This window comes from Pseudomonas sp. KH_046_2 (assembly GCF_057838985.1).
Map to the genome: position 1 here is coordinate 199,287 of NZ_JBYQOW010000002.1, position 23,571 is coordinate 222,857.

At 55.6% G+C, this 23,571-nt stretch carries 29 protein-coding genes; 12 read left to right on the forward strand and 17 right to left on the reverse strand.

Going from position 1 to position 23,571, the window contains the following annotated elements:
• Positions 1-217: 217 nt before the first annotated feature.
• The 5 genes from AC3IX1_RS29830 to cadR all read right to left on the reverse strand — a co-directional run bounded on the left by AC3IX1_RS29830 (position 218) and on the right by cadR (position 3,265).
• The gene (locus AC3IX1_RS29830; protein WP_489388813.1) at positions 218-1,087 is read right to left on the reverse strand and encodes a sterol desaturase family protein; all 870 of its coding nucleotides are present in this window, start codon (positions 1,085-1,087) and stop codon (positions 218-220) included.
• A gap of 68 nt (positions 1,088-1,155) precedes the next feature.
• Positions 1,156-1,902: a helix-turn-helix transcriptional regulator gene (locus AC3IX1_RS29835; protein WP_010466002.1), complete on the reverse strand. Its 747-nt coding sequence runs from the start codon at positions 1,900-1,902 to the stop codon at positions 1,156-1,158.
• Positions 1,899-2,411, reverse strand: a complete 513-nt coding sequence (lspA, locus tag AC3IX1_RS29840) for a signal peptidase II (protein ID WP_489388814.1) — start codon at positions 2,409-2,411, stop codon at positions 1,899-1,901. Before lspA ends, AC3IX1_RS29835 begins: the two co-directional genes overlap by 4 nt.
• Positions 2,408-2,755: a DUF3703 domain-containing protein gene (locus tag AC3IX1_RS29845; protein ID WP_489388815.1), complete on the reverse strand. Its 348-nt coding sequence runs from the start codon at positions 2,753-2,755 to the stop codon at positions 2,408-2,410. The genes lspA and AC3IX1_RS29845 overlap by 4 nt, the downstream gene beginning before the upstream one ends.
• Positions 2,756-2,860: 105 nt before the next feature.
• A complete protein-coding gene (cadR, locus tag AC3IX1_RS29850) occupies positions 2,861-3,265 on the reverse strand; it encodes a Cd(II)/Pb(II)-responsive transcriptional regulator (protein WP_489388816.1) in 405 nt (134 codons plus the stop codon).
• 98 nt (positions 3,266-3,363) lie between these two features.
• Between cadR and AC3IX1_RS29855 the strand changes: the two genes are divergently transcribed.
• A complete protein-coding gene (locus tag AC3IX1_RS29855) occupies positions 3,364-4,260 on the forward strand; it encodes a cation efflux transmembrane domain-containing protein (protein ID WP_489388903.1) in 897 nt (298 codons plus the stop codon).
• Between the two features lie 250 nt (positions 4,261-4,510).
• Here the strand turns inward: AC3IX1_RS29855 and AC3IX1_RS29860 are convergent, their stop codons facing one another.
• The 7 genes from AC3IX1_RS29860 to AC3IX1_RS29890 form a co-directional block, all read right to left on the reverse strand.
• Positions 4,511-5,173 (reverse strand): methyltransferase family protein, encoded by a 663-nt coding sequence (locus AC3IX1_RS29860; protein ID WP_489388817.1) that lies wholly within the window; start codon positions 5,171-5,173, stop codon positions 4,511-4,513.
• A 170-nt stretch (positions 5,174-5,343) separates the two neighbouring features.
• Positions 5,344-5,622 (reverse strand): hypothetical protein, encoded by a 279-nt coding sequence (locus AC3IX1_RS29865; RefSeq protein WP_489388818.1) that lies wholly within the window; start codon positions 5,620-5,622, stop codon positions 5,344-5,346.
• Positions 5,615-5,893 carry a hypothetical protein gene (locus AC3IX1_RS29870; protein ID WP_489388819.1) on the reverse strand — a complete coding sequence of 93 codons (279 nt, stop codon included), beginning with the start codon at positions 5,891-5,893 and terminating at the stop codon, positions 5,615-5,617. Before AC3IX1_RS29870 ends, AC3IX1_RS29865 begins: the two co-directional genes overlap by 8 nt.
• Before the next feature lie 76 nt (positions 5,894-5,969).
• Complete coding sequence (locus AC3IX1_RS29875) at positions 5,970-6,416, reverse strand: DUF411 domain-containing protein (RefSeq protein WP_489388820.1); 447 nt, start codon at positions 6,414-6,416, stop codon at positions 5,970-5,972.
• Positions 6,417-6,537: 121 nt separating this feature from the next.
• A complete protein-coding gene (locus AC3IX1_RS29880; protein WP_489388821.1) occupies positions 6,538-6,897 on the reverse strand; it encodes a hypothetical protein in 360 nt (119 codons plus the stop codon).
• Between the two features lie 279 nt (positions 6,898-7,176).
• Positions 7,177-7,365, reverse strand: a complete 189-nt coding sequence (locus tag AC3IX1_RS29885) for a co-regulatory protein PtrA N-terminal domain-containing protein (protein WP_411961190.1) — start codon at positions 7,363-7,365, stop codon at positions 7,177-7,179.
• 215 nt (positions 7,366-7,580) lie between these two features.
• Positions 7,581-8,627: a DNA-binding protein gene (locus tag AC3IX1_RS29890; protein ID WP_489388822.1), complete on the reverse strand. Its 1,047-nt coding sequence runs from the start codon at positions 8,625-8,627 to the stop codon at positions 7,581-7,583.
• A gap of 186 nt (positions 8,628-8,813) precedes the next feature.
• Here AC3IX1_RS29890 and AC3IX1_RS29895 point away from each other — a divergent pair, with 186 nt between their 5' ends.
• The 9 genes from AC3IX1_RS29895 to AC3IX1_RS29935 all read left to right on the forward strand — a co-directional run bounded on the left by AC3IX1_RS29895 (position 8,814) and on the right by AC3IX1_RS29935 (position 16,277).
• Entirely contained in the window at positions 8,814-9,830 is a 1,017-nt protein-coding gene (locus tag AC3IX1_RS29895) for a site-specific integrase (protein WP_102599536.1), read from the forward strand.
• A 715-nt stretch (positions 9,831-10,545) separates the two neighbouring features.
• On the forward strand, positions 10,546-10,821 hold the full coding sequence (locus AC3IX1_RS29900; RefSeq protein WP_102599534.1) for a hypothetical protein: 276 nt from the start codon (positions 10,546-10,548) through the stop codon (positions 10,819-10,821).
• Positions 10,822-10,926: 105 nt separating this feature from the next.
• Positions 10,927-11,178 (forward strand): hypothetical protein, encoded by a 252-nt coding sequence (locus tag AC3IX1_RS29905; RefSeq protein ID WP_102599533.1) that lies wholly within the window; start codon positions 10,927-10,929, stop codon positions 11,176-11,178.
• Position 11,179: 1 nt separating this feature from the next.
• A complete protein-coding gene (locus tag AC3IX1_RS29910; protein ID WP_102599532.1) occupies positions 11,180-11,803 on the forward strand; it encodes a helix-turn-helix domain-containing protein in 624 nt (207 codons plus the stop codon).
• A 114-nt stretch (positions 11,804-11,917) separates the two neighbouring features.
• Positions 11,918-12,550: a hypothetical protein gene (locus AC3IX1_RS29915; RefSeq protein ID WP_102599531.1), complete on the forward strand. Its 633-nt coding sequence runs from the start codon at positions 11,918-11,920 to the stop codon at positions 12,548-12,550.
• Positions 12,551-12,576: 26 nt separating this feature from the next.
• Positions 12,577-13,899 carry a phiTE_072 family protein gene (locus AC3IX1_RS29920; RefSeq protein WP_489388823.1) on the forward strand — a complete coding sequence of 441 codons (1,323 nt, stop codon included), beginning with the start codon at positions 12,577-12,579 and terminating at the stop codon, positions 13,897-13,899.
• A gap of 18 nt (positions 13,900-13,917) precedes the next feature.
• Entirely contained in the window at positions 13,918-14,331 is a 414-nt protein-coding gene (locus AC3IX1_RS29925; protein WP_173678006.1) for a hypothetical protein, read from the forward strand.
• Positions 14,332-14,807: 476 nt separating this feature from the next.
• The gene (locus AC3IX1_RS29930; RefSeq protein ID WP_102599530.1) at positions 14,808-15,584 is read left to right on the forward strand and encodes a hypothetical protein; all 777 of its coding nucleotides are present in this window, start codon (positions 14,808-14,810) and stop codon (positions 15,582-15,584) included.
• A gap of 171 nt (positions 15,585-15,755) precedes the next feature.
• Positions 15,756-16,277, forward strand: a complete 522-nt coding sequence (locus AC3IX1_RS29935; RefSeq protein ID WP_219736104.1) for a helix-turn-helix domain-containing protein — start codon at positions 15,756-15,758, stop codon at positions 16,275-16,277.
• Positions 16,278-16,682: 405 nt separating this feature from the next.
• Here the strand turns inward: AC3IX1_RS29935 and AC3IX1_RS29940 are convergent, their stop codons facing one another.
• The 4 genes from AC3IX1_RS29940 to AC3IX1_RS29955 form a co-directional block, all read right to left on the reverse strand.
• Entirely contained in the window at positions 16,683-17,696 is a 1,014-nt protein-coding gene (locus AC3IX1_RS29940) for a ParB/RepB/Spo0J family partition protein (protein ID WP_102599528.1), read from the reverse strand.
• 163 nt (positions 17,697-17,859) lie between these two features.
• Positions 17,860-18,657 (reverse strand): hypothetical protein, encoded by a 798-nt coding sequence (locus AC3IX1_RS29945; RefSeq protein WP_102599527.1) that lies wholly within the window; start codon positions 18,655-18,657, stop codon positions 17,860-17,862.
• 128 nt (positions 18,658-18,785) lie between these two features.
• Positions 18,786-19,193 (reverse strand): hypothetical protein, encoded by a 408-nt coding sequence (locus tag AC3IX1_RS29950; protein WP_102599526.1) that lies wholly within the window; start codon positions 19,191-19,193, stop codon positions 18,786-18,788.
• A 60-nt stretch (positions 19,194-19,253) separates the two neighbouring features.
• The gene (locus AC3IX1_RS29955) at positions 19,254-19,784 is read right to left on the reverse strand and encodes a site-2 protease family protein (RefSeq protein ID WP_102599525.1); all 531 of its coding nucleotides are present in this window, start codon (positions 19,782-19,784) and stop codon (positions 19,254-19,256) included.
• 177 nt (positions 19,785-19,961) lie between these two features.
• Here AC3IX1_RS29955 and AC3IX1_RS29960 point away from each other — a divergent pair, with 177 nt between their 5' ends.
• Both AC3IX1_RS29960 and AC3IX1_RS29965 read left to right on the forward strand, forming a co-directional pair.
• Positions 19,962-20,225, forward strand: a complete 264-nt coding sequence (locus tag AC3IX1_RS29960; protein ID WP_102651205.1) for a hypothetical protein — start codon at positions 19,962-19,964, stop codon at positions 20,223-20,225.
• Between the two features lie 12 nt (positions 20,226-20,237).
• Positions 20,238-20,906, forward strand: coding sequence for a hypothetical protein (locus AC3IX1_RS29965; RefSeq protein ID WP_146013507.1), 669 nt, complete (start codon positions 20,238-20,240; stop codon positions 20,904-20,906).
• Positions 20,907-21,023: 117 nt separating this feature from the next.
• On the opposite strand, the gene AC3IX1_RS29970 is transcribed toward AC3IX1_RS29965, so the two are convergent.
• Positions 21,024-23,279 carry an autotransporter domain-containing protein gene (locus tag AC3IX1_RS29970; RefSeq protein ID WP_102599523.1) on the reverse strand — a complete coding sequence of 752 codons (2,256 nt, stop codon included), beginning with the start codon at positions 23,277-23,279 and terminating at the stop codon, positions 21,024-21,026.
• Between the last annotated feature and the right edge of the window lie 292 nt (positions 23,280-23,571).

The window sequence follows — 23,571 nt, forward strand, 5'->3', positions numbered from 1 at the left end:
CCGAAGGCAAGGGTATCGCGGGCGACTGCGAATCTGAAAGAAGCCCTAGGTGTAACGGCTCACGTTTGAAAACAGCCGCTTCACTGCGAGCGAGCTTGTATTCAGCGGCATCGGCTTGCATTCAATCTCAATGGGCTCACGCTTTTGCAACTAACCAGAGCCACTCTCCAGAGGCATCGTGCCGTGTCTGGTTGCGGCCGCACTGCAAGAGAATCCGTTAGCCTTTGCTTGTACGGTCTCGCCCAAAGGGTTTGGCGAACTGTCCAAGGTAGTCTTTTGGATAGTCCTTTTCATGCAATCCGACCTCGGCATCACCCAGCTTCCCCGCACCGTCGTAGAACGTGCCAAACAGTCGATCCCACACCATCATAAATTCACCAAAATTGACCTGGGCATCTTCAAAATCGCGCTTGTGATGCCAACGATGAATTTCAGCAACCCCGATGATGTGACGCAGCCATCCCAGCCGGTAGTCCAGGTTCGAATGTTGGAAGGCCAAGTGCACGGTCAGAATGCCAAACCAGGTGGCGACCATTGCAGACGGCGCGCCAGATGCAACCAGTACCACCAGCCCGGGACCGGCCATGAGCGCGGCGTGCAGGGGATGTCGGCGCTCTCCGTTGATCCAGTACAGCCGCTCGGCGCTGTGATGAATCATGTGGAAACGCCACAGCCAGCGCACTCGGTGACTAATTCGATGCATGGAATACAGGCCCAGATCGAGCACGGCGGCAACCAGGAACAACTGCAGCCACAGTGGACTCTCGATCGGAAAGAGTCGAACCGAGGCCGGCACCGCATCGCCAAGCCTGGCCAGAATTTCAGCGGTGAGTTGAATGACAGAAAGGTTCACCAGCAGGTGCAGCAGGTCGGTCGCGGTGTCTTGATGATCCTCAAGCCAGGCTTTGCGAAAAGGCTGGATGCGCTCCAAGCCAGCAATGAGTAACAGCCCCGCCGCGGCGACTATGGGTGTGGTGGGCCAATACGGCACTCCCGCATACAGCGCCCAGATCATGAAGGCGGCACAGCAGCCAAACACAAGTGGATAGCTCAGCCACCGTATGGCGAATCGCAGGGAAATAGGCATCGCTCAGCTCCTGAATAGGGAGCCATGACTGTATGTGGGGAGGCCCGTTTTCGACTTGAATGAAAGAGCTACGACTCCTGAAGATCGACTTCAGCCAGGGCAGAGGAAGGATCAATACCCAGCAGCGTCCGGAATGTCCGGGAGAAATGCGCCGAGTCAGAAAAGCCCGCCTCATGAGCCGCTTCGGTCAGCCGTACTCCTTTGGCCAAGTGCTGGAGGGCCTGCGTGAGGCGTAGCCATTTCGCATAGCTGCGCAGTGGCAGGCCGGTCTGTTCCACGAACCAATGGGAAAAGCGTGTGGGGGACAAATGCACCAACGCGGCCATTTCGTCGCGTCCCATTTGACCTCTACGCAGCGCCTCTACCACCTTGGTCAATCGAGGATCTGGGGGCGGTGGATCGGGAAGCCGTAGCGCCTGGCGCACCCCCGCCCTAACCTGGAGAGCGGTATGCCCTGTCTCGCGCAGCGCGTCGAGAATCGGTGCGATGTCCCCCGGCGTGATCTCGATCACCCTCGCTTTTTCAGTACCCCGTAAAGCACGCGCTTCATCGGATAGCGCATCCACATAGATCGACAGAATTCGACTTGCGTTGAGCCGGTGTTTCAAGCCGGCCGGAATGAAGATGGCTGATCCTGTTTGAATGCCCAACGGGGTTTCAACCGATACAGGTGAATCGAGGCCCACTGAAATCTGATGCGCCTGATGGTGGTGCCAGTCCTGGTGGCCGGCACGGCCATGAAAGACTCCGATGCCGGGCCCGACCCATGCATGGCCTGCCCAGCGCACCGTGTCCGTTGAAGACGAGCTTTTCATTCTCTGGCTCGGCCGGCTTCCGCATTCGGGCTCAGCAAACTGCTCAGGATCAACATGGCGGCGCCACCGACGATACCAATATTCGCCAGGTTAAACGCAGGCCAATACCAGGACTGCCAGGAAAAATCCAGGTAGTCGATTACATGGCCTCGAAATGCGCGATCGATCAGATTCCCAACTGCCCCGCCCAAGATGAGGCTATAACCCAGGGCTTCGCTGTTGGCTCTGGGTTTACGCAATATCAGAGCCAGCACCATCGAAACGATCAAGGCGATGACGATGAAAAAGTAACGCTGCCAACCACCCGCGTCAGCCAGGAAGCTGAACGCTGCACCGGTATTCCAGAAATGAACCAGATTGAAGAACGGGGCGAGAGGAATTACGGTGCCAACCGGGAGCGAGCCCTCAATTGCACTCTTGAACGCTTGGTCGGCCGAGGCAATGCCCAGCGATAGCGTCCACCAAAGCCATGGAGCAATAAAGTGTGCCATTCCAAGAGGCGACTTCATGGTTCCTCTCCTTCAAGAAGTCGCTGCAACTCCTGTGAGAGGGGCATTGGCGCGAAAGCACTGACACTAGCGCGCCCGGTGTTACCGAGCGGCACCCAGATCTTTGAGAACAGCAGGGCCGCCATGATTCGCGGTGTTTGGCTGAGCACCTCCCGAAAGTCGCGCAACTGCCAGCCAGCCCTCAGCATCAGCCAATGGCTCTGAGCATGAAGAACAGGCAGTCGCTGGCTCAAAATGTGGACTCGTTCCAGCCAAGGGAAAGCCTCGGTTGGCTCCTCTTTATCGAGTGCTTTCCTTGCCCGAAAGAAGGCCTCATCGATGGCAATGCGAAGGGTGGTATTCATCTGGATCTCACTTGCGCAACAGATGGGCGAGTGAACACCCTATAGCCGCTACAGGGTCAAGCGCTATGGATTGGGGCGAAGCGAAAAATGACGTTAAGCCGTGAGTTACGAATGAGGTTTGCCGCCCTCCAAACCCGAAAGTATTCCGCAGTCCAGGCTTTGCCGCTCGTTATCGCAACAGCCCCGCAACGTCACCATCTGGTTTTCGAGGGTGTGCAGGGATGCGATCTGAGTCCTTACCTGGGCGATATGTCTATCAAGGAGCGCATTGATCGCCGTGCAGGGTTGCTGCGGCTGTTCCTGATAGCTCTGCAAAACACCAATTTCTTCCAGTGACATGCCAAAAGAGCGGCATCGGCGAATGAACAGCAGTTTTTCCGCATGGTCTGCTTTATAGGTTCGGTAGCCGTTGTCCTGGCGATTAGGAGGGGGAAGCAGTCCCTGGCGTTCATAAAAACGGATCGTCTGAATGTCCACCCCCGCCAGCTGTGCAAGTTGGCCAATGCGCATTATCTGCCCCTTGGTAAAAAAGCCAGTATATCCACGCTTGACCCTATACCTGCTATATGGTTTTCAATCGGCAGAATCAAGTCCAATAGGAGCAACGGATCATGAGTTCTTGTGAGAAATCCTGTGGCTGTGGCCCAGTGTCGGCAACCACTGAAGCGGCAACCGCGTCGTCGAATGAAGGAACATGGGTCAGCAGTTTTTCTGTGCCCAAGATGGATTGTCCGTCAGAAGAACGGATGATTCGGCTCGTATTGAATGGCTTGTCTGAGCTCAATTCATTGTCCTTTGATCTGACCAGCAGGCAGGTACGTGCTTTCCATGACGGACCTGTTGATCTGATCACTACAAAACTGGAGTCACTTGGCCTGGGCGCAACGTTACTGGATACTCAATCGGCCAGTCAGGAAGCAGCCTCGGCCAATAGTGCCAGTGAAGAGCTGACTGCTTCCAAGGAGGCAAGCACGCTCAAAATCCTACTCGGTATCAATGCTGCGATGTTTGTCATCGAGATGGGCGCAGGTTTGATCGCCCAATCGGCTGGCCTAGTGGCCGACTCACTGGACATGTTTGCTGATGCTGCCGTCTATGGCCTGGCTCTCTATGCAGTCGGCCGGAGTGCACGGCTGCAGGTTCGCGCTGCGCACCTGGCGGGTTTCTTTCAGATCGTGTTGGCTCTGGGTGTACTCGTGGAAGTGGCGAGACGCTTTCTCTACGGCAGCGAACCTGAGTCGATGCTGATGATGGGGATTGGCGCAGTCGCACTGGTTGCCAACGTCAGCTGTCTCTTGATGATCTATGGCCACCGCGAAGGTGGTGCACACATGAAAGCGAGTTGGATTTTTTCGGCCAACGATGTGCTCGCGAATATTGGCGTCATCGCAGCAGGTGCATTGGTTGCGTGGACAGGTTCTCCCTACCCAGATTTGGTGATTGGTACGGTGGTTGGCCTCATCGTACTGAATGGCGCGCGCCGAATCCTGGCATTGAAAGCCTGACCAACCGGATCGGCAGCCGGTTAACTGCTGCCAAGCGGCTCGTCCGCGATAGACGCTTAACCTTGATCTGACCGTGGGCCATTTTGATGGTCACTGCGGTCAGATCAACCTCAGCGTTTCAGATAGTTGTGTATAACGACGTGCATCAGCCTTCAAAACGAAGAAACCGACACATAGGACATAGGCTTCAGTATGGCAGCCTTGTCCCGCTCTGGGGCGGGACAAGGCAAAGTGCTTCAGTGGCGCCCCACTATTCCGGATGAGGGGAGAATAGTGCGCGGGAAAAACCACGCCAATCCTGCCGACGCGGAAAGAACATCGGCAGGCGCTGCCGATAGGTCTGATACGCTTCCCCGAAGCGCGCGGCCAACGCCGATTCTTCCCGCCTGGCCAGGCGAACATAGGCGTAGATGATCACGGGAAACAACAGCAGCGTAATGAGGGTCGGCCAGTGAATGATCTGACCGAAAACAGCCAGCATGATCCCGGTGTATTGCGGGTGTCGGATCAGACCGTAGACTCCCTGTGTGGCCAGTCGGCCTTCCAGACTGGCGCGATAGACCTGGACCCAGCCGCGGATCAATAGCACCAGACCAATGACGATAAATACTCCGCCCAACAGCATTTCCAGCATGGCCCCGGTGCTGCCGTAGCCCAGCAGGGTGGCCCAGAGATGGCCGGAGAAGCCCGTCAGCGGAAGATCAATGCCCAGAAAACCAGTCAGCAGATAAATAGTCAGCGGGAAGCCATACATCTCGGCGTATAACGCGATGATGAACGCTTGCACCAAGCCGGCGCCCATCCACTCACGCCAACTGCGTGGGGCGACGAAGCGATAGAGAAGCCAGGATGCGATCAGCACAGTGATGAGCACCCAACTCCAGTGTCCATAGTGCATGGCAAAGTCATTCATGGTCAGGCTCCTTCTAGATCAGCAGAGGATCGGCATGCAGCGCCGACACCTGGAACCAACATGGGAGCATCTGAGTAGCGACACTGCTAATGCGGTACCGCTACCCAGAGCTTATTTCTTATGTCCCTCTACCTGAGGGGTACAGAGACTGGCGACAAGAGATCTGACCTCTATTGCGCCTTACTGTCGCCTTGAGGTCCCTTATCCCCCATATTCATCATGCTCATACTCTGCATCATTTTGCTGCAGTCCTTCATCATTGAGGACATCTCCTGCATCATGTCCATCATCGGCATTTTATTGCCTTCCATCATGTGCATATCCTCTCCTTTCATCATGTCGGAACTGTCCTTTGCAGTGTTCTTAGACTGCTCGGCAAAGCCCGTGGAAACGGCGCCAAGAGTTATGAGAGCGGCAAGTACAGTTGTGCAAGTTTTTGAGTTACGCATGGCGGTTCTCCTGATCAACGACCTTGGTTTCTGACAGGCTCCGGGCAGATAACGGTTGACCCGGAGTTTTTTGCTCGCAGGCGGTTTCTCCGACCATACTTTTCATGCAGAGCCCGATCATTAACAGGCAAAACAGAACAGGCAGAGTTGCTGCTGCAAACAGGCTGTGCAGGTTAAAGAGCAAGGTGAACGTTATTGCAACAGCAAGTCCCGCAAGCAGCGGGTGACGTTGCAATAGGCCCTGTAGGTACAGCGTCATGTTCTTGATCATGGGGTAATCCTCAAAGTTTGTTTAAGCATTTATTGCCTTCCATACTCCAGTCGCCGAGCTATAGATCAGCACATACCTACTGGGTCATGTAGAGCCAGGCTTTAGCTCCGTCAAAGGCGTAAATTTCAAACGGTTTCTGTTGAGTGCCGTTCATGCCGGGCGAGCCCGCAGGCATACCTGCCAGGGTGATACCGCGAATTGCTGGGCGCTCCGTCAACAACTTATTAACGGCCGCAAGCGGGACGTGACCGCCAACGACGTAGCCATCAACCGTCATGGCATGGCAGCCTGCCAAGGATGGGGGGACGCCAGACGCCGTATTGACGCGCTGAAACTGTGCGGAATCCGCGATAACCGAAACCTTGAAGCCACCTTCGCGCAGGTACTCGGCATATTTATCGCAGCACTTGCAGCTTGGATTCTTATAAAGAGCGGCTTCTCCAGAAGCAGCATGGGCGATCGGCATCGCAAGGGAGGCGAATGCCAGTAACATCCCACCCAAAAGCGTGAATGACTTGTTCATGGTGAATACCCAATCCTTTTCCATTGGCGACAGACGTCTTAGTTGCAGGTACCATGTTTGTATCTCGATGTTCTTTTGGCTGTACTAGCTGGAAGAACAAGCGAGCATACTCAGGTCCTGATCAGGACAGGCTGGTGATCTTGGGTGGGAAAGGATCAGGAGCAACCGCCATGCGGCCGAGGAAGGGCGTATAGCAGAAGTTCTGAGGAGAAACTAAGATTAGAGAGGATTCAGTAGGATATGCGATAGGCCCAGCGTAAGGAGTTGCACAGCTTATCGAGCAAGCTACTTGGCTCTGGATGTCTGGGCAACAGGTATCGGCCTGACTGTACTCGGTCTGCATACTTTCCGCAGCAACACAATTGAGGGAAACACTCGAAGCCTCGGATTTAAACATCAAAACTCCGCTCTGTGCGGCCACGAAAAATAGCAGCAGCACCATAACAAGCTTGATCAACGTTTTATCCAGCTTTCGAGTCATCACAACATATCGCTCCCTCAACTTTTGCAGAGCACGCCTTGAGGCTAGCTCAAAAGCTCGTCTGTGTCACTGTCAGAGCATGACCGTTCGGTGCATGACTCGATTACAGCAATGCGCAGCTTCTCAGGGAAACGATGAGCTGGTCGTACACGCATGGATAAGCTCCTCAACACTAAGGGCAAGTGCGGAACCAGTGACGCCAATCGCTCCGCAGGGTCATAGGGGTACCGCTGAAACCGCCGCTACGACCCACAAAGCGATCAGATAGCACCGAGACACTTATTTGCACGCAACCATCTGCCCGAGACGCTGGTCGGGCTGCGCTTGCTCAGCTTGCAGCATCACGGTTCCGACCGTATCGCGTTGCGCGGCGTGGCGTGCCAAAGCTCGGTCACTGCCGCCTTCGGCCCACACCGCAGACGACAACAGGATCGAGCCAATCAGAAGCACAGGTTTCAGAAGTTTCATGAGACATTCTCCTCAAGCGGGTACAGATTACCCGGCACTCTGGGGTTAATGCTCGGTGGCCGGGAGGAACGCTAGTGCAGCGCTCCTGATGTCAAACTAGACACTCATCCCTGACAGGTAGCTGAGGCCGAAATTACATTTGCGTCAGCTCGTGCTGAACAGTACGGCAACACACATGCAGGTCGCCTAGGGATGATTCTCATTGATCCCAAGGGTCAGGGCCGGTCACCCTCAGTCCGACATTCCGCGAGTTGACTGGATAGCACCGCTTTGTCTTGCAGGAGGAGCTGCTTTACTGTGGCCAGTTCGGTCAGTTGGGTTTCAGTTTGAGTTAAACGTTGCGCCAGTAGGCTTCGCTCCCGCGCGATCACGGCCAGGTTCGTCTGCGCCTCAGCCAAAGACTGCTTTCCGTGGCTATGTCGCTGTTCCAGTGCCTGATGAATCTGTTTCAGCTCGGAGAGTTGAAGTACCACGTGCTCATGCGCGCTGCGGTGCTGGGTGAGCGCCTCTTGGGTTGTGCGCAGGGTGTTTTGTAAATGTTCATTGCCCTGCGCCAGGTGTTGTTCCTGAGCCTGCAGTTCGCCCAGGCGAGTTTGCTGGGCGAGCAGGCGTTGCCGGAGTTCAGTCAGTTCGAGCGCCAGGCGCTGGCGGTGTTGTTCCACTGCCTGGCGTTCGTCGGAGCGTTGTTGAGCAGCCGACTCCTGGTAATGCTCGAACTGCAGCCGTGCTTGCTGCAACTGCTGGGTCAGTGAGGCCACCTCGGCGGCGCGGTCCACCAGGCGCTGTTCGAGCCCGAGCTTTTCGCTGCCCAGACCGGCCAGGGCGATCGCCTGACGCTGCACGCTTTCAGTCAGCCCTTGGCTGTGCGTAGTGGCGGCGGCCAGCGCTTGGGCCTGCTGTTCCTGAACGGTGAGTAACGCATCGCGCTCCACGCAAGCTTGCTGCAACTGCTCCTGCAACACGGCGGTGGCGGCCTGATGAGCCTGCTCAGCCTGCTCGACTTGCTGCGCCGCCTCTGCCTGTACTTTTTCGCACAGTCCTTTCAGCGCCAGGACCAGCTCCGCGGGCAATCCCAGTTCGGCCTGAGCGACCGTTCCGAGATGCGCGCTTTTCCAGCGTTTCAACAAGGGGGCAATCGTGCTTTTGCTGCCGGTCCCACCCAGGGCGGCCCGGATACCGTCGATCGTCGGATTGTGGCCCTCGGCCACGAGACGGGTTGCCGCCTGGGCGACATGCACATAGAGGACGCCGGAACGGGCCATTGTTACCTCGGATTTTTTCGTACCGTATTATGAAGAACGTAATACATCGATTTAAGTACAGAATAGTTAAGCCCGGTGAGACTGCCAATTCACCCACGATAAGCGCGGTTATCGTGGGTTATACGCACAAATTCGGCATTGGCCTCTATACTCGGCGGTACACGAGGCCTAAACAGGCGTTTTGGGATGACGACCCGCAATCACGACGAAAATCTGCCGCCAGTCCGGTCCAACGAGCCAACGGCGCTTGGCCGTACCCGCGGTACGCTTGCCACGCCCGAGCAATGGGCCCAGCAACATCAAAGCTTTCTCGCGGCAGCCACTTCCGACAACACTCGGCGCACCTATCGCTCGGCCATCCGCCACTTTCAGGCCTGGGGCGGCGTGCTGCCGTGCGATGAAGCCGCGCTGATTCGCTACCTGCTGGCCTTCGCGGGCGTGTTGAACCCGCGGACCCTGGCGCTGCGCCTCACCGCGCTGGCGCAATGGCACCGCTATCAGGGCTTTCCCGATCCGGCCGCCAGCGCCACCGTCCGCAAGACCATGCGCGGGATTGAGCGAGTAAACGGGCGGCCGCGACACAAAGCCAAGGCGCTGCTGCTGGAGGATCTCGAGCTCATCGTTTCGCACCTGGACACAGTCGAAGGGCTTGCCGCGCGGCGCGACAGTGCGCTGCTACAGCTGGGGTACTTCGGAGCATTCCGCCGCAGCGAGCTGGTCACGTTGGAGGTGCAGTACCTTCAGTGGGAGCGGGAAGGTCTGCGGATCACGCTGCCGCGCTCCAAGACCGATCAGAAGGGCGAGGGACTGGACAAGGCGATCCCGTTCGGCGACTGCGTCTGCTGCCCGGCAAAGGCGCTACGGTGTTGGTTGGATGCCGCTCAGATCGAGCAGGGGCCACTGTTCCGGCGAGTCAGTCGCTGGGGCGTGATCGGCGAGGTGGCGCTGCACGAGGGCAGCGTGAATACCATCCTGGCGGTACGTGCCGAAGCCGCGGGACTGTTGTCTGTACCCGAAATGAGCAGCCACAGCCTGCGCCGAGGGTTGGCCACCAGCGCTTACCGGGCTGGGGCTGACTTTCTCGAGATCAAGCGCCAGGGTGGCTGGCGGCACGATGGCACCGTACACGGCTATATCGAGGAGGCTAGAGCCTTCGAAGAAAACGCCGCCGGCTCGCTCTTACGGCGTAAACCATTAATCTAGCCCTCGATCTTGAGGGCGCTGGGTTGGAGGTTCGATTAGACCTGGTTGGAGTATTGGCGTTCTAAGGCACTCAATCCAAGGTGACATGCCGGCAAAACCTTGGACTCAATCCATGCTAACTGGGGTATTGGTGAACCAGCTCCAAGCCTATGCAGGCTACGTCAGGGAGTAGCATCCGGAAAATCTTATGCATTGACGGCGGACCTCAAGAAGGGCCTATAACCATTGCAGAAGGGGCCGAAGCTTGCGTTTTGTTTGTGTGAAATGACGATCCATAAAAAGATAATAAAATCATTAAGTTACAGGCCTGATGTCCTAATTTTCCCTTATCTCGGCATGACCCCTCAGATGGATCACTCGCCCCGTGTCAGAGTACGGCCGCTTTCTGCATTTGCTGACGCAGAGGAGTCAACCTCTTTGGCCTCAACCTGACAGGTCGAATGCTTAGCGTACGATTTTTTCCGTGTTCTCTATCGTCCCCCGGTAGGCCTAACGCACCTGGAGCAACGCACAATCGGCATCGCCAGTGCGGAGACCGGTTGCCTCGCTTCGGTAGTGATTCAAACGACGACAAGCCTCAGCAGCGAAAACAGCTCGGGCGGTTTCTTCATTGGCACTCAACTCGGGACCCACGCCTGTCTGCCAATCCTGTAACTGCAACATCGACCACCCTTGCATAGCGAGGGTGGTTTTTTTTGGGCGAAAGGAAAGCACCATGCTGAAACTCGTAATCGATCAACGACCAGGTGAACCGGACATTTTGCGCAAGGTGATGCATGCGGTGTTCGAGATCCGCTCCCTCGACGGCGAAGCACTCAAAGCCGTCAATGCACCTTCCACTGGCTGGACGCATGAGCTGCTTATGGCTGTTGCAGTACAGCATGAAGCGATCACCCGCTGCGGCGCCGATGGGGACTTGGGCGGCCAGTGGGTGGGCAGCACAGAAGTGCTGATGCTCAAACTGGGCAAACGGCAGGCTGGTGAAAACTGATGGCTTGCAGCGTGCCTGATTGCGGATTCTGAAAGGTTTGTTTTTACCGCTTGAATGGTGGGGTGTATATTGGTACACGTTACGAATCATAAAAGGCTTAATCCGATGGATAGCAATGCATCTCGCCGTTTGATCATGAAAGTTGTTACCGCCCTTGTGGTGCTGGTTGCTGCCCTCATCGCTCTGATGGCCACCCGCGCAGGATTGATCGATCTCTCTCCGAAAAACATTTTCATGGGGATGTTTGTGCTGATCGTCGGCGGCGCCCTGCTGAACATGGTGCAGGCCTTCATCTCAAGCGACAGCACCAGCCCACAAGACGATTCGATGGCTGCTGGGCCAGAAGGGAGAAATTGAAATGTTCGGTCTCAGCGAGGTGGTGGCGGTAGCCAAAGAGCCCGTTCGCTACCTATCCTCCAGGAGCAAGTTTTTCTCGCTTGCACCCACTGGGTTAAGCAATGCCCAGTGGGCTGAGCTGATGGATTTGCTTCGCGTGGAACAGGGGTGGACCGATACCCAACTGGGTAAACATATCGGCATCAGCATCTCCATGATCCGGCAGTGCCGGATCCAGATGCGCCCCCTGCCACCGGCGGCAAAAGTACGCATCCTTGCCGCAATGGGCGTCGAAATGACTCGATCATCCCTCATTGCAGCGCTGCCAACTGCTGTCAAGGAAGCCGTTGTAGCAGCTGACGGCCAATCTTCCTTCGTGCGCCGAACGCTGATCTACGGCTTCTTTGATCGCCTCGATGCCGGAGAGGACGCAGACGTCGTTGCTGGTTTTTTTGATGGCCTTGCGACGATAGCCGGCGTTGACCTGGTCTGTCTGGCGGAGCGTTTGGGGCTGTCACTGACCGAACTGACTGATCTACGCGATGGGCGTAGGCCTATTCCTTTTCTGGTGAAGGTGTCCATCACCGAATCGTTCGCCGCACAAGACATGGGGCCTTTGATACTTTCCCTGCTCCCAACTGCTTGAACACGCTTTGCTGATTGACTTCTTTCGATCACAGATTAAGTATACGTGTTATGAATCCTTGCAATGCAAGACGCGTATCGAACCATGAGCACTCTGGTGTGAAAGGAGATTTTGATGAACAACGCCCATATCTCTGCGATGACGAAAAGGCTGTGCGGTCACATCGACATGTACAGCTTCAGCAGCAAAGGCCGCAGTGGGCGCCGTAGTGACACCTTGTACGCAACCGCCACTGTCTGTGGCGAGTGTCGAGCCAGGCTTGGCGGTTTGATCGCGAATCCTGATGCAGGCTTCTTCCCGCTAGCCCTTCCAGCGCTCGCCGGGCGTGAAAACGCGGTCTGCTGGGCGAAAGACATCCGGCTCAAGCTTTTGAGGAAATTGGGGCCAGTAATGGCCCAGCTCAAGAAGAGTCAGGATCCTCTGGCGACAGCGGCTCTTGCGACCTTCGAAATGCTCTTCAAGATTCCAACTGCCCTTTTTTGGATTGAAAACCGCGAATTTCCGTTCGATTGCGCATGGGTTGTATTTGAAGTGGAGCACCTGATGCGGCCTCGCCCGACGAGCACCGTGCGCCTGAGCGGTAGCTCCGCGTTTGTGTACTGGTCCCAGGCGGATCACTCGGTTATTGCCGCCGCCAAGGTAGCGGCTAGCGCGGTAATAGACGTTGACGTCGTACCAGCAGCCCAAGCTGTTTTTGAAGCTCAGGCCCCCTCGCAGCCAGCTACAGCTCAATCCATTTTTCTTTAACACTCACCATCACTCGGAGGCTCACTATGCAGGTTGAGGCATCAACGATCCAAAAACTCGAGATTACAGACGCGGATGCCCTCGATCCTGTGACGTGTATCTTGCAAGACTTAGGGCGGTACCGCGGTAGCCTCACAGTTACCTGCTTTGGGCGAAGCTGGACCCATCACTGGAACAACACCGGTGCCAACTCAATCGCTGAGTTCGTTGCCTGGCAGAACGCTGAACATTTGGCATCAGCACTGGCACCGATGATGAGGCAGACGGTATACGACGGGTCTCTGCTTGTGGCCTATGCCAAACGTGTCGTCGTGGAGCGGCGTCTCGGCATCAGCCTCGATTACGATTCTCTAGAGAAGGATGAAGCTCGCCGGCTCTACAACGCTTGCGAAAGCTTGCGTGGTTATGTGGCTTTTGAATCGCTGCCCTCAACTCTCATGACTGACCTGTTCGGTGACGAGTGGTTTTACGCCGCGGGGCATGCGGAAGGACCGAATCCAGACTTCGTGTACCTCACACGTATCAGCCAAGCGGTTATCGATGGACTGGCTCAAGTCCGCCCGGCCAGCGCGGGGAAAAATCGGTTTGGGCTCGACATGGATTACCTCAAGCGGAAACTCAACCGTTTGATTCGTGATCTTGCTGACTTCCCACCAGATGAAGCAGCCCGCGAACTCGCCCGCATAGCACGGACAGCGGATGCCACTGTCTTGGCAGAAGATGAATTCAACCTGGGCGAGTCCGCGGCTCAAGACCACCCGTGCCGTTATCACGACGGTGTGCGGCAATGCGACGGTAGTGGATTCCTCTCCGACCCCAAATACACCGTTATGTCTCCAGAACATGCTAAGCCATGCCCATGCTGCAACACCATGTTGTGGTTGATGGACGCCAGAAACGAGGCGGGCTCCCTCGCGTTGACCGGTACCGACGGAATCACGGTCGAGCGCGTTTGGCTCGATGCGTTGAGCACTGCGTACCGAGCGAACGCTGATCAGGTATTACGCGCTCTGGAAGCGATAGGCGCTGTCGACGTGTTGATTCCGGTGAAAGGTGAGGGGAATTCGCTGATTCGCCGTTATAACGCGCCTGAGGCCGCTGCTGAGTCCGAAAAGGACGAGGAGGCCATTAATGAGTTTGCAGTGCAGCTGAAGGTCAAGATGGCCAAGTCTCGCGCAAAGGGCCGTGATGGGTGGCACCGGAAGGATCAGTGCTCATCCGCAACCTTGAGTCGCATGCTGCGGGAGCACGTGGAAAAGGGCGATCCGATCGATATCGGCATTTTTAGCATGATGCTTCAACAACGCGGGGAGTGCATTGAGCTCGCCCCGGTTGCCTGTGAAGCCTAACTTCAATCTTGAGATTTCATGATGACTAAACAGCTTCAGTGGTCAGCCATCCTATGGGGTTGCCTGTTCTGGGCGAACGCTCAAGCGGTTGAAATGACCTTGTCGTCGAACGCGACCGAAATTCCCCAGGGCCAGATTAAGGACGCGATCATTTCAAACTTGCCTACAGCCGTTTCTCAGCTCGGGAGTGACTACCAGTTGTTCGCCATCGTCGAGACCGGCGACTACATGCCTGGGCAGCGGCTCTACAGTTACTCGGTGACCCTTCACCGGAAGGTGATTGAGTCAGGTACAGGTAAGCCATATTGGGTGCCAACCGGGGGCATTCGTGGCCACGGTGTTGCTCAGGAGAGCGAAACGGTACTGAGCAATTTGAAGTCAGACGTTATCGCCGGCGCCAAGGCTGGATCGTTCAAATTGGACCAGATGTAGTTTTTCATTCGGAAGAACTAAGTCTGTCGCGAACACTCGTTCAGTGTAGAAAGCGCGCTTACGAAGGTGCAATTGCCACAACCGCACCGCACCAAAGCCGGCTCGTAGGCGCGGTCAGATCCTCTGGATTTGATCGCGTCTTTTCTTTTAAACACCAGTTTTTCCGTTCATCCCGCCGCAACGGCCTGGTAGGCCTGCTCCTCAGGTTCCCGTAACAGGTGGCTGGCCAGCGTCCATCGAGGTTGGCTTGGGTTCGCTAGACAACTCACTTGCAAGCAACCTGAATCCACCCTGATGTTCAAAGTACAACGTGCTCGACAGACTTAAATCTTCTCCTGCGACAGACTTTTCACCTCAAGCTCAGTTGTTTCAGCGTGACAAGAAAGCGTTGAAAGGGTGTAATGCACGCTGCGTACGTTTACGCGTTATGTATCTAAACAAACATCCTAATAAACAAGCTTGGGGTTGGAGCTCATATGCACAAACCAATGGTCTTGGCAGTGGTAACAGGGGTGTTGTCAGCGCCTCTTTTGGCGTCGACATCGTACGGTTTTTCTCTGTTCCCTGAGAGCACTCAATCTGGTGCATCCCCGTTGCTCGCTTCGGGCATGGCCATCGCCCTGCTGGCCGGCGGGTATTACTGGGTTCAACGCGTCCGGCGTTTCTCCAAATCTCAGGAACAACGAGAGCAGCGGCAGCTGAGGGCGATGGAAAAGCTTGCAATTCGCATCGAAGAGGCTGAACGCACGTTGTTCAAGAGCAACTACCTGACACACGCGACCAGGACAGAACTTCGACATGCTCTGGACGCGATATCTACAGATACCGTCCGAGCAATCGGTAATCTGCGCCGACATCAGGACCTCCCAGATTCAATATTCCGCAAGTTGATGTCCCGGTCTGATGAGTTGTTCGACATCCTTGACACCTCAATGACGACCGCAGTGCCGGAGAGTGAGGAGGGCAGTGAACCATTGCTGATGCCACGACGTTCCAATCCATTGCCACGGCCGAAGCCTCAGTCACGCCCACAAGATGCATTGAGCTCATTGGAGCCAATCCATCTTCAAGCAGCAACCATCCCCATGCCAGCGAAGGTGCAGCCCAAAGGCGCCAATGCCGATGACGCTTCGAAGCTGACCCTGCCTGATCTGGGAATGACGTCAATCCTATTGGGAGGTGGGATGTTTTACGCAGCTGATGACCAGGGCAGCGAGCTCGCCGGCAGCACGGTTGACGGCGGTTTGGAGTGATCGACCTTACCAGGACGAATTATGTCGACTGATCTCCCGTTGAATGCAGCTCCTCGAACAGCCACTCGGTCGGCACGAGCCGCACGTCGTATTACCGATCCTGAGCTCCAGGGAATCACGCGGGATCACCGGGCCGCCGCCCCATCAGATGCTGGTTGGCGTGTTCGGTTGATGAAGGACAGCCAATTCGTCGCCGATCGCCATTTCCGCGACCAGGCTTACGGCGGCCCACAGCGTGCCAAGAAGGCCGCACGCTGTTACCGCGACGATATGGCCAAGGAGCACAGCATCGTCCTCACGGCCGCAAGCAATGGCGATCTGGCAGTGTTGCGTCGCGGTGCTGGTCAGACTCAGCGCGATCTCGCCCAGATCCTTCGTGTGTCCAGTTCGCAAATTGCCAAATGGGAACGTGGGGCAGTGCCTGGTGCCGTGCTGTCGTTAGCCGGCGCCTTGCTGTCGCAACAGGTCGTTTGCCCCACTGCTGAAATTACAGGCGATGATATTCGCCGTATCCGAACCCAGATCCTGAAGTGGACTCAGCAACAGCTTGCCGCAGAGCTTGATCGCGCATACGCGGCGGTCGGGCAATGGGAGCGAGGAGGGCGGCGAGCACCAGGTTGGGTGTTGGTCTATCTTCAGGCAGTCAACGATGGGTGGAATAGAGAGCACAGTACGGAGAGCAGCAGTGCCTGACGAAGCGGTCATCAATGCAGTTGCGCAATGGAAATCCGAGAAGCCCATGAGTAAGGTGCTGCCCCTACGGTTCGCAGATGGCACACGCCTTGATCACTTAGAAATTGATTGCGCCAACTGCGCCCGGGTTCTGCGTGCACAGCATCAGCGAGGTATGGTCTGCATGGTCATGGCAGATACCTACAGGCTCAAAGGCCTGGCAGCGTGCGATCAGTGCCGCAGCTTCACACGTTTTTCGTTTTTGTGTTCGGGAACGGATGGCGTGGTCACTGTGGAATGGAAGAAGGGCGGCAGGGTTGAGCGGACACAGGTCAGGGCTACCTGGTTGACGAGACTGGCTGCCTGGCTTTCCAGGCGGACATGAAAAAGCCCCTACAGTGGTTACTGTAGGGGCTGCAACAACACTTATACCTCTGCTTGGTTGAGGTTGAGCTCAGGTTCATCCGTTGGATTTTCTGCGTTCAACTGAGCCTCAGCTTCTTCCGCTTTCTTGAACTGCTCCAAGATCGCTTCTAGTTTCTGTTGGTTCTCAGGGGACAGCTGGCTGAACGCCTTGTCTTTTTTGATATCGTCGATCGCCGCTTTCATCGCCGGCGCCGCAGCAGTAACAGCCTTCTTGATCACCTTCCCCGGAACAAAGCGTGGCATTAGCTTTGTCTTGCCGGCGGCTCTCGATCGTGCCAGCGATTGTTCGATGACATCCAAGGCTTTAGGGCCGTGTTCTTTCAGCAGTTCTATAGCGTGCGTGAAAGAAATAAGGTCGTCGCGAACACAGTTCGCGATTTCGGCCGGGCCGTTCATCAAAAGCAAACAATCACTCACTTGCGATGGCCAGAGTTCAAGCCTCAAACCAATCATGGCGTGATCGTCAGGGTGCCAGCGGCTCATACGCTTACACACGATGGCATTTTCGTATGAGGAGAGAGGATCCCCGCTATTTCCGGTTGCCAGATCTTCAGTCAAATCCTGCTCGGATATCGCGTCTTTTACGACTATACATGGAACAGTCTTGATCGGTTTTCCGGCAGCAATAACTGCTAGAACAGCTTCGAGGCGTCGGTGGCCACGTTTCAATTTGAACGAGGTTTTTCCATCACCTTCATCAGTAACGAAGACACTCAATGGGCTGTCTTTGGAAAACCCAAATTCCATCATGTTTTGTTTGAGAATCTCCACCTTCTCGTAGTACTTAGCGTTCTTAACCCGAACGTTGTAGCCGGGGATTACCTCTATGCACCGTGGGTCGATGTTCCAGAGGTCGCTGGAGCCGAATTTAAGTATCGGAACCTCTTCTGCTTCAACAACATCCCGATTTCCGTTGGCCATCGCTTTCTTGATACTGCCCGGGAAAATTTGCAGCCGGAAGTCCAGGTCCATCTGATGCTCAGCTTCAGTTTGTTGCACGGTGATAGCGTCCATCGGAATATCTCCAAAAGTCAAAAATCGTTGAACTTGCTTTCGGTGATGCTAGACAGGAGCATGTAAGCGGTGTCTTGCCCCCGGCCACGATGGTGGGCATTGAGCAGAAAGATTCAACGGCGCGCTGATCATAACAGAAGTATTGCTACGTGTTATGTATCCTTTAAATCGATTCTGGGATAATCGCTATGCGCCAGGCCGTTGGCCTCAAGACGGTATCGCTCGTATCCAGCTCGAGGAGCTCGGTGGTTGGTAACAGTTGAACATCCAAGAAGCTGTTTACCGCCTGCTCAACGTCTGGCTCACTTGACCGGTTTGCATGCGGGCCGATGGCCACCCGCACGGTACCCGTCACCAGGATGAGCTGGGAACCACCGTCGCAATTGCCACGATGAACTACCTTGAGGTCGGTGATCCGCCCATCGACGAGCGCCAGGTCTTGCAGGCCAGCCATCAGCGCCGGCTCGACGAGTAGAGCGGTGATCTGATCCGTCCAATCATCATCGGGGGACAAGGTGCTTTTCACGGATACAAATTTCATGAACCCGGCCTCGAACTTTCGCCACTGTGGTAACGGCGGCAGCGCACCTTGTTTCGACGACCATACCGGCCGATGACTCACCAAGATTTTGTGTGCTGCGCGTGGATTAGGCGCTACCGAGGACCAATGGTGATCGATCTCCGAGCGTGTGTTGGCGATGATCCAGTCCGAGCGGAACGCCCACATTTCGAGAGTGGATGACTGCTCAATGCCGAAAATTGCGCAATTTTTTTGAGCATGCTCCAGCGCCGGCGCCTCGACGATATCCCCGGGCCATTCGAAACGCTCCAGGTCCTTTAACTTGCGCCCGCCATGCCAAAAAGAAAGATCGATGACCACCTGTGGTAGCCAGGCTACGCCGCTCTCGCAAACACTGGGCTGCTGAGTGTCGAGGGTAGGAATGTGCTGCGGGCTGAGCATGGTCAACTCCTTGTCAGAATATTTCCGAATATTAACACTCAACAATACGCGATCAGTATCCGAATCGATTAAACAGTATGTTTGGTGCAAAAAAAAACCGCCTGCGGATGCAGGCGGCTGGTTGATGGTTAATGGGATTGCAGGGCTATCGCAGGGGCCGGCAGCAGTTCTTCGAGGCTGGAACCATTTAGGGCATTACGCAGCATTGTCGCGATGGTCTCTTGCGTTGTGCCGGTGGAGGCGGAGGAAATGCAGGTTGAATATGCGAAAAGCAATCGGTCGGCCACATTGGCGATGTCTGCTTCCGTGGGCGTTTTGACAGTGTTGAAATTTCCGCGGCCATCCCCGAGTCCTGTTTCAAAGGCGGCGACGTTGGCGCAGTACATGGGATCACAAATTCCACGAACCTCGAAGCGAGTGCAGAAGGCTTCCGCAAAGGTGCGAAGTTGTTGCGGTAATACAGCATCGCGAAAGGCTTCCTCGAAGAAGCCAGGGCGTGGTTTTTGGGGGGATAGTGCTGCGGAAGGGGTGTTCATTTGTCGATCTCCTGAGGGGTTACTTGCCACAGGAGAGGTCGCACAGCGGAATGTAATTGGTTAGAGCACCAGGGTAATCAAAACAATCGTCGAAATCCCGATGCCCAGGAGCACTTTGCGGTTGCGGTCGCCGATGTGGATCCCGCGCTGCTTTAGAAAGTGTTCCGCAATGGTCCAACCATCCAGTGGAGGCAGGGGGATGATGTTTGTGACCGCCAGAAGAATCGAACCCTGTGCGGCAACCAGCGTCTGCCAGTTAGGAAACAAGTAATAAACGCCAAAAAACAGAATGCCGGTGAGGGCCGAGATCAGAGGGCCGCCGGCCGCAATGATCGCTCTCTGGCGAGAAGACGCCTTTTCGTAGTCCGTGCTTACCACGTAGGCCCAAAGCGGTATCAAGCCGACCTCGTGAATGATCCCTGACTTCCGGAATGAAAAGAGTTTCACCCCGCCGATGATCAATTTGTCGGGCTTGATGCCCATCTTCTGCATCGGTATCAAGTGACCTGATTCGTGTATGAGTAACAAGAAAACGAGCATCAGCCAGATAACAGCAAAGGCCGCGATGAACATCCCGATGGTCAGCAACATAGCTGTTTTGTCCCCGATATCAATAAGCCATGATTCTTTAGCATCGCTCTGCTTCCTACAAGGAAAACATGCGTCTGGAGAGTCGCTATTTTTCCCATAGGCCCGCGCTGCTCAAATTTCATTATGGCTGCCTGTGCAACATCACCCAAGTGTAAAGCAAACGCACTTGGAGCCCCTATGAACACCCTATTTCAACTCGCTTTCTCTGCACGTGCTGATTGGGCGTTAGGTGTCCTCTTGTCCCGGGAAACCGCTGGGAAAGAGTCCGCCGAAATTAAATTTCAGGAAGCTCGCGATCGTGCCTGGGCGTACGGGTGGGGCGCTTCTTCTGAGCCGTCCGCATTTTTCAATGACGTTCCAGATCTGATGAATGCCTTCCATGCCGGTGCACAAACACTAGCTCTCGATTGCAATCGCTGCTCACTCGAATCAACTATTTGAATGGTGAACAAAATGACTCAACAAGCTACTTTGACTGCAACCGCTGCTCAGCTGTACTACGTGACCCTTCGCTGGCCAAATAACGATGAGGGTTCCTTCTCTCAAAATGTACATGCCACCGATCCCTGGGAAGCATGTGTTCTGACCGCACGGATAATGGCCGAGGCTCGCGAGGAGGAATCCGAAGGTAGTTATCAGGCATTCGAGGACGAGGCTGATCGTGAGGCGTGGATCGCCGAGCGTGCCGCGGACTCAATGGAGTGTTCACTCGTATCGGATTCACTGAAGTGGGATCTATCCGAGCTGTTTGCAGCTGAGCTGTTTCCGGATGGTGTTCGATTTGATATCGACCTCGAGGTGCTGCGCACGCTGGTAACCGCCAATCGTGAACTGCTTCGTGTAAAACCGTCCATTCCTAAACTTGAACTGAAGTTCAAGATGGTTGATTCGGGTAATTGCCGCGTCTACTACACTGACCCGAAAAAACGGTTGCTTTGTTTCCAACTCGCCAGTCGCAAGAAGTTTGAACTGCTGTACTGCACAGGGGACGGTGAGCCTTCGCACACCATCGATCATCTCAACAAGGTCGTTCTCGACTTTCCGCTGAGTGAGCCAGGCATTGCTGCTGATTTCATCGAATGGTGGGAGCTGGTGAACAAACCTGCGCCGACCGTAAACTAACGTTTCACCCAAGCCACTGCATGTCAGTGGCTTTTTTATGTCCGCAGTTTTTGAAATCTATTTTGGATGGACAAAAAACGCCCCGCACTTGCGGAGCGTTTTGTCATCCAGCGAGGGTCAGAAGCCCACAGAGAAGGACACTGTAGCTACATCGCTTGCCACAGCCTTATCACTGTTGAAGCGGTGCCCGTAGGACACACCAACACGTGACGCTTTCACCGGGCCCGCCAACTGCACGCCCAGCCCAACTTCGTCCCAGCGCTCAGTCGTGTCTTGCTTCAGGTCGAAGGTCGAAACGCCCAGCACTTCACCGCTCAGATCATCGTTCGAGTTGTTCAGGCGCTCGACGTGTTTGAGGTTGGCCGACAGGATTGCCTTGTTGCCCAGGTTCAGGCTACCGGTTACGCCAGCAGTGCCGTAGACGTTGTTTTGAGTACGGCTGTCGAATTGGACCGGGTATGGGCCACTGGTTTCGGTATACCCGTCCAGCTTGGTGTCCAGGTAATCGAGACCGACATACGGCATTACCGCGGTGTTGTCTTTAACGATGAACACATAGCCGGCCTGACCCGATACGGCGCGTTGGCTGATGTCGGATTTGCCCTTGGATGCCGAGGTGCCGGCACCGGTCAGGTAGGAGCGTTTGATAGTTGCGTCGCCCTCGGAGATTGCGACGGCGCCTCGAGCGAAGACACCTTGCTTCAGACGGTTGCCGTATTCAACGAAGGCACCGACGGTATTGGTGTCACCTTCTACGCGGTCATCGTGGATTTTCAACGACGAACTCGGGCCTTGGTAGCCGATGCCCGCCACGAGATCCGGCGTAATGCGGTAGGCGATAGTGAGGCCGCCGTAAGTGTTGTCACCCTGTACGGTGCCATTGTGGTGGGTCATTTGGGCGCTGACATTGACGCAGATGCCTTTGGTGTCGAAAGTCGTGCAGTTCAGTTGATCTTGAACGAAGCCCTGCAATTGGTTTTGCATGGCTTCGGCGTACAGGCTGGCATTGTTCAGCGAGTCGCCGAGGTCATACAGGCCGATGACGCCAGTCGGTGGTACTGGGTAAGCAGTGTCGGTGTCGCTACCGCCGGCTGTCGGGGTGCCAGAACCACCAGTGGTGCCACCGCCGGCGCCCGAAGTCGGTGGGGTGGAGTTGCCCGAACCAGATGTCGGTGGAGTGGTACCGCCGGAACCAGATGGCGGGGGAGTAACGACTGGTGGGGTAACAACAGGCGGAGTCACGACCGGAGCCGGTACTGAAATTGGACCGTAAGAGCGCGCAACGAAAGGTTGGTCGCGGCCGTTCAGGGTGCCCATGCCGAACACGGTATTGCCGTCAGCCGAAACTGCGGTGGCAGTGTCAAGGGAGTTACCGGGCAGCAGGGCATAGGACGGGTCATTGTCTTGCAGCCATTGCACCAGCGACTGCATGCCAGTTTCTGCTGTCCAGCGGAAACCGGTAAATACGCTGCCGGTGGTGTCTGCAACGCCAACTACCACTGCTCCATTTGAAGAAATGCCGTTGGCGGCAGAGAGGGTGCCGTTGGAGAGCATCCCCAGCCCCTTTATGCCGGAAGCTTGAGACCAGATGAAAGCTTCGGTAGCAGAATCCGACGAATCGCCAAAGCCGACGATATAGGTGCCGTCTGCGCTTGCTGCTTTGGCGCGGGAGCTGATACCGCCGACCAGAGTGCCCAAACTTTCGGCACTGGCACCATTGATCCAGCGGGTTGCCATGTCGCCGCCCATGTTGCCGTTTTCTGCATAACCGACGACCACATGACCGTCGGCGGAGACACCCAAGGCAAAGCTGTAGGTGCCGTCGCTCAGATAGCCCAGGTTGGTGAGATTGCCGGCGGAGTTCCAGGTTACCGCGGTGAAGTTACCCGTCAGACCATCATTTGCATAACCGGCAATCACGCTGCCGTCTGCCGAAACCCCGAGGGCCTCAGAGGTGAAGCCGTTGTTGAGCAGTTCCATCGCATGAATGCCGGTGCTGTTCCAACTAACAGCAATTACTTTACCGCTCACGCTATCCAGCGAGCTGCCCACGATGACACTGCCATCATTCGACGCCGCATTGGCTGTCGCTTCGTTGCCGAGGCTTGCCAGGTATTGCTTGCCGCCCAGCAGCGTCCATTGGAAAGCACTGGTGATGCCGGTAGAGCTGTTGGTCTGGCCACCTACAAGCATCTCACCGTCGCCCGATCCACCCAAGCGGCTGTTGTAACCATTGATCGAGGTACCCAGGGTAGGGGCGAAGACATCAATGCCATAGTTAGCGGCTTGGGCGGAAGGGGTGCTCAGGCCCAAACCGATAGCGGCAACCAGCAGGGAGAGGCGTGGGTTGAAGCGATTGTTCTTGTCGTGCATGGAGTAATTCGTCCTGGGATTTTGGGGGCGTTCCGAAAAAAAACTCGATAACATGGATTTATAATACTGGCAGATTTGATATCAAATCAATGGTATTTTTAAATTCGGCCAGCCACAACCAAAAAGCCCAATAAAATCAGGTAAATGAAACGGTTTAAACGTGGGGCGATAGCAGGTTTTCGCTTTATTACTCCTCGGTTTTCGAAGGACTTAAGATTCTGTCAGTATCGAATATGCAACCCTGTTCGGCATCACCAGGCTCAAGGCCACCGCAAGTGACCGCTACCCCCTG

Excerpts from the sequence above, each read along its gene's own strand:
- AC3IX1_RS29830 (WP_489388813.1), bottom strand. The coding sequence starts at position 1,087 with ATGCCTATTTCCCTGCGATTCGCCATACGGTGGCTGAGCTATCCACTT.
- AC3IX1_RS29835 (WP_010466002.1), bottom strand. The coding sequence starts at position 1,902 with ATGAAAAGCTCGTCTTCAACGGACACGGTGCGCTGGGCAGGCCATGCA.
- lspA (WP_489388814.1), bottom strand. The coding sequence starts at position 2,411 with ATGAAGTCGCCTCTTGGAATGGCACACTTTATTGCTCCATGGCTTTGG.
- AC3IX1_RS29845 (WP_489388815.1), bottom strand. The coding sequence starts at position 2,755 with ATGAATACCACCCTTCGCATTGCCATCGATGAGGCCTTCTTTCGGGCA.
- cadR (WP_489388816.1), bottom strand. The coding sequence starts at position 3,265 with ATGCGCATTGGCCAACTTGCACAGCTGGCGGGGGTGGACATTCAGACG.
- AC3IX1_RS29860 (WP_489388817.1), bottom strand. The coding sequence starts at position 5,173 with ATGAATGACTTTGCCATGCACTATGGACACTGGAGTTGGGTGCTCATC.
- AC3IX1_RS29865 (WP_489388818.1), bottom strand. The coding sequence starts at position 5,622 with ATGCGTAACTCAAAAACTTGCACAACTGTACTTGCCGCTCTCATAACT.
- AC3IX1_RS29870 (WP_489388819.1), bottom strand. The coding sequence starts at position 5,893 with ATGATCAAGAACATGACGCTGTACCTACAGGGCCTATTGCAACGTCAC.
- AC3IX1_RS29875 (WP_489388820.1), bottom strand. The coding sequence starts at position 6,416 with ATGAACAAGTCATTCACGCTTTTGGGTGGGATGTTACTGGCATTCGCC.
- AC3IX1_RS29880 (WP_489388821.1), bottom strand. The coding sequence starts at position 6,897 with ATGACTCGAAAGCTGGATAAAACGTTGATCAAGCTTGTTATGGTGCTG.
- AC3IX1_RS29885 (WP_411961190.1), bottom strand. The coding sequence starts at position 7,365 with ATGAAACTTCTGAAACCTGTGCTTCTGATTGGCTCGATCCTGTTGTCG.
- AC3IX1_RS29890 (WP_489388822.1), bottom strand. The coding sequence starts at position 8,627 with ATGGCCCGTTCCGGCGTCCTCTATGTGCATGTCGCCCAGGCGGCAACC.
- AC3IX1_RS29895 (WP_102599536.1), top strand. The coding sequence starts at position 8,814 with ATGACGACCCGCAATCACGACGAAAATCTGCCGCCAGTCCGGTCCAAC.
- AC3IX1_RS29900 (WP_102599534.1), top strand. The coding sequence starts at position 10,546 with ATGCTGAAACTCGTAATCGATCAACGACCAGGTGAACCGGACATTTTG.
- AC3IX1_RS29905 (WP_102599533.1), top strand. The coding sequence starts at position 10,927 with ATGGATAGCAATGCATCTCGCCGTTTGATCATGAAAGTTGTTACCGCC.
- AC3IX1_RS29910 (WP_102599532.1), top strand. The coding sequence starts at position 11,180 with ATGTTCGGTCTCAGCGAGGTGGTGGCGGTAGCCAAAGAGCCCGTTCGC.
- AC3IX1_RS29915 (WP_102599531.1), top strand. The coding sequence starts at position 11,918 with ATGAACAACGCCCATATCTCTGCGATGACGAAAAGGCTGTGCGGTCAC.
- AC3IX1_RS29920 (WP_489388823.1), top strand. The coding sequence starts at position 12,577 with ATGCAGGTTGAGGCATCAACGATCCAAAAACTCGAGATTACAGACGCG.
- AC3IX1_RS29925 (WP_173678006.1), top strand. The coding sequence starts at position 13,918 with ATGATGACTAAACAGCTTCAGTGGTCAGCCATCCTATGGGGTTGCCTG.
- AC3IX1_RS29930 (WP_102599530.1), top strand. The coding sequence starts at position 14,808 with ATGCACAAACCAATGGTCTTGGCAGTGGTAACAGGGGTGTTGTCAGCG.
- AC3IX1_RS29935 (WP_219736104.1), top strand. The coding sequence starts at position 15,756 with ATGAAGGACAGCCAATTCGTCGCCGATCGCCATTTCCGCGACCAGGCT.
- AC3IX1_RS29940 (WP_102599528.1), bottom strand. The coding sequence starts at position 17,696 with ATGGACGCTATCACCGTGCAACAAACTGAAGCTGAGCATCAGATGGAC.
- AC3IX1_RS29945 (WP_102599527.1), bottom strand. The coding sequence starts at position 18,657 with ATGCTCAGCCCGCAGCACATTCCTACCCTCGACACTCAGCAGCCCAGT.
- AC3IX1_RS29950 (WP_102599526.1), bottom strand. The coding sequence starts at position 19,193 with ATGAACACCCCTTCCGCAGCACTATCCCCCCAAAAACCACGCCCTGGC.
- AC3IX1_RS29955 (WP_102599525.1), bottom strand. The coding sequence starts at position 19,784 with ATGTTGCTGACCATCGGGATGTTCATCGCGGCCTTTGCTGTTATCTGG.
- AC3IX1_RS29960 (WP_102651205.1), top strand. The coding sequence starts at position 19,962 with ATGAACACCCTATTTCAACTCGCTTTCTCTGCACGTGCTGATTGGGCG.
- AC3IX1_RS29965 (WP_146013507.1), top strand. The coding sequence starts at position 20,238 with ATGACTCAACAAGCTACTTTGACTGCAACCGCTGCTCAGCTGTACTAC.
- AC3IX1_RS29970 (WP_102599523.1), bottom strand. The coding sequence starts at position 23,279 with ATGCACGACAAGAACAATCGCTTCAACCCACGCCTCTCCCTGCTGGTT.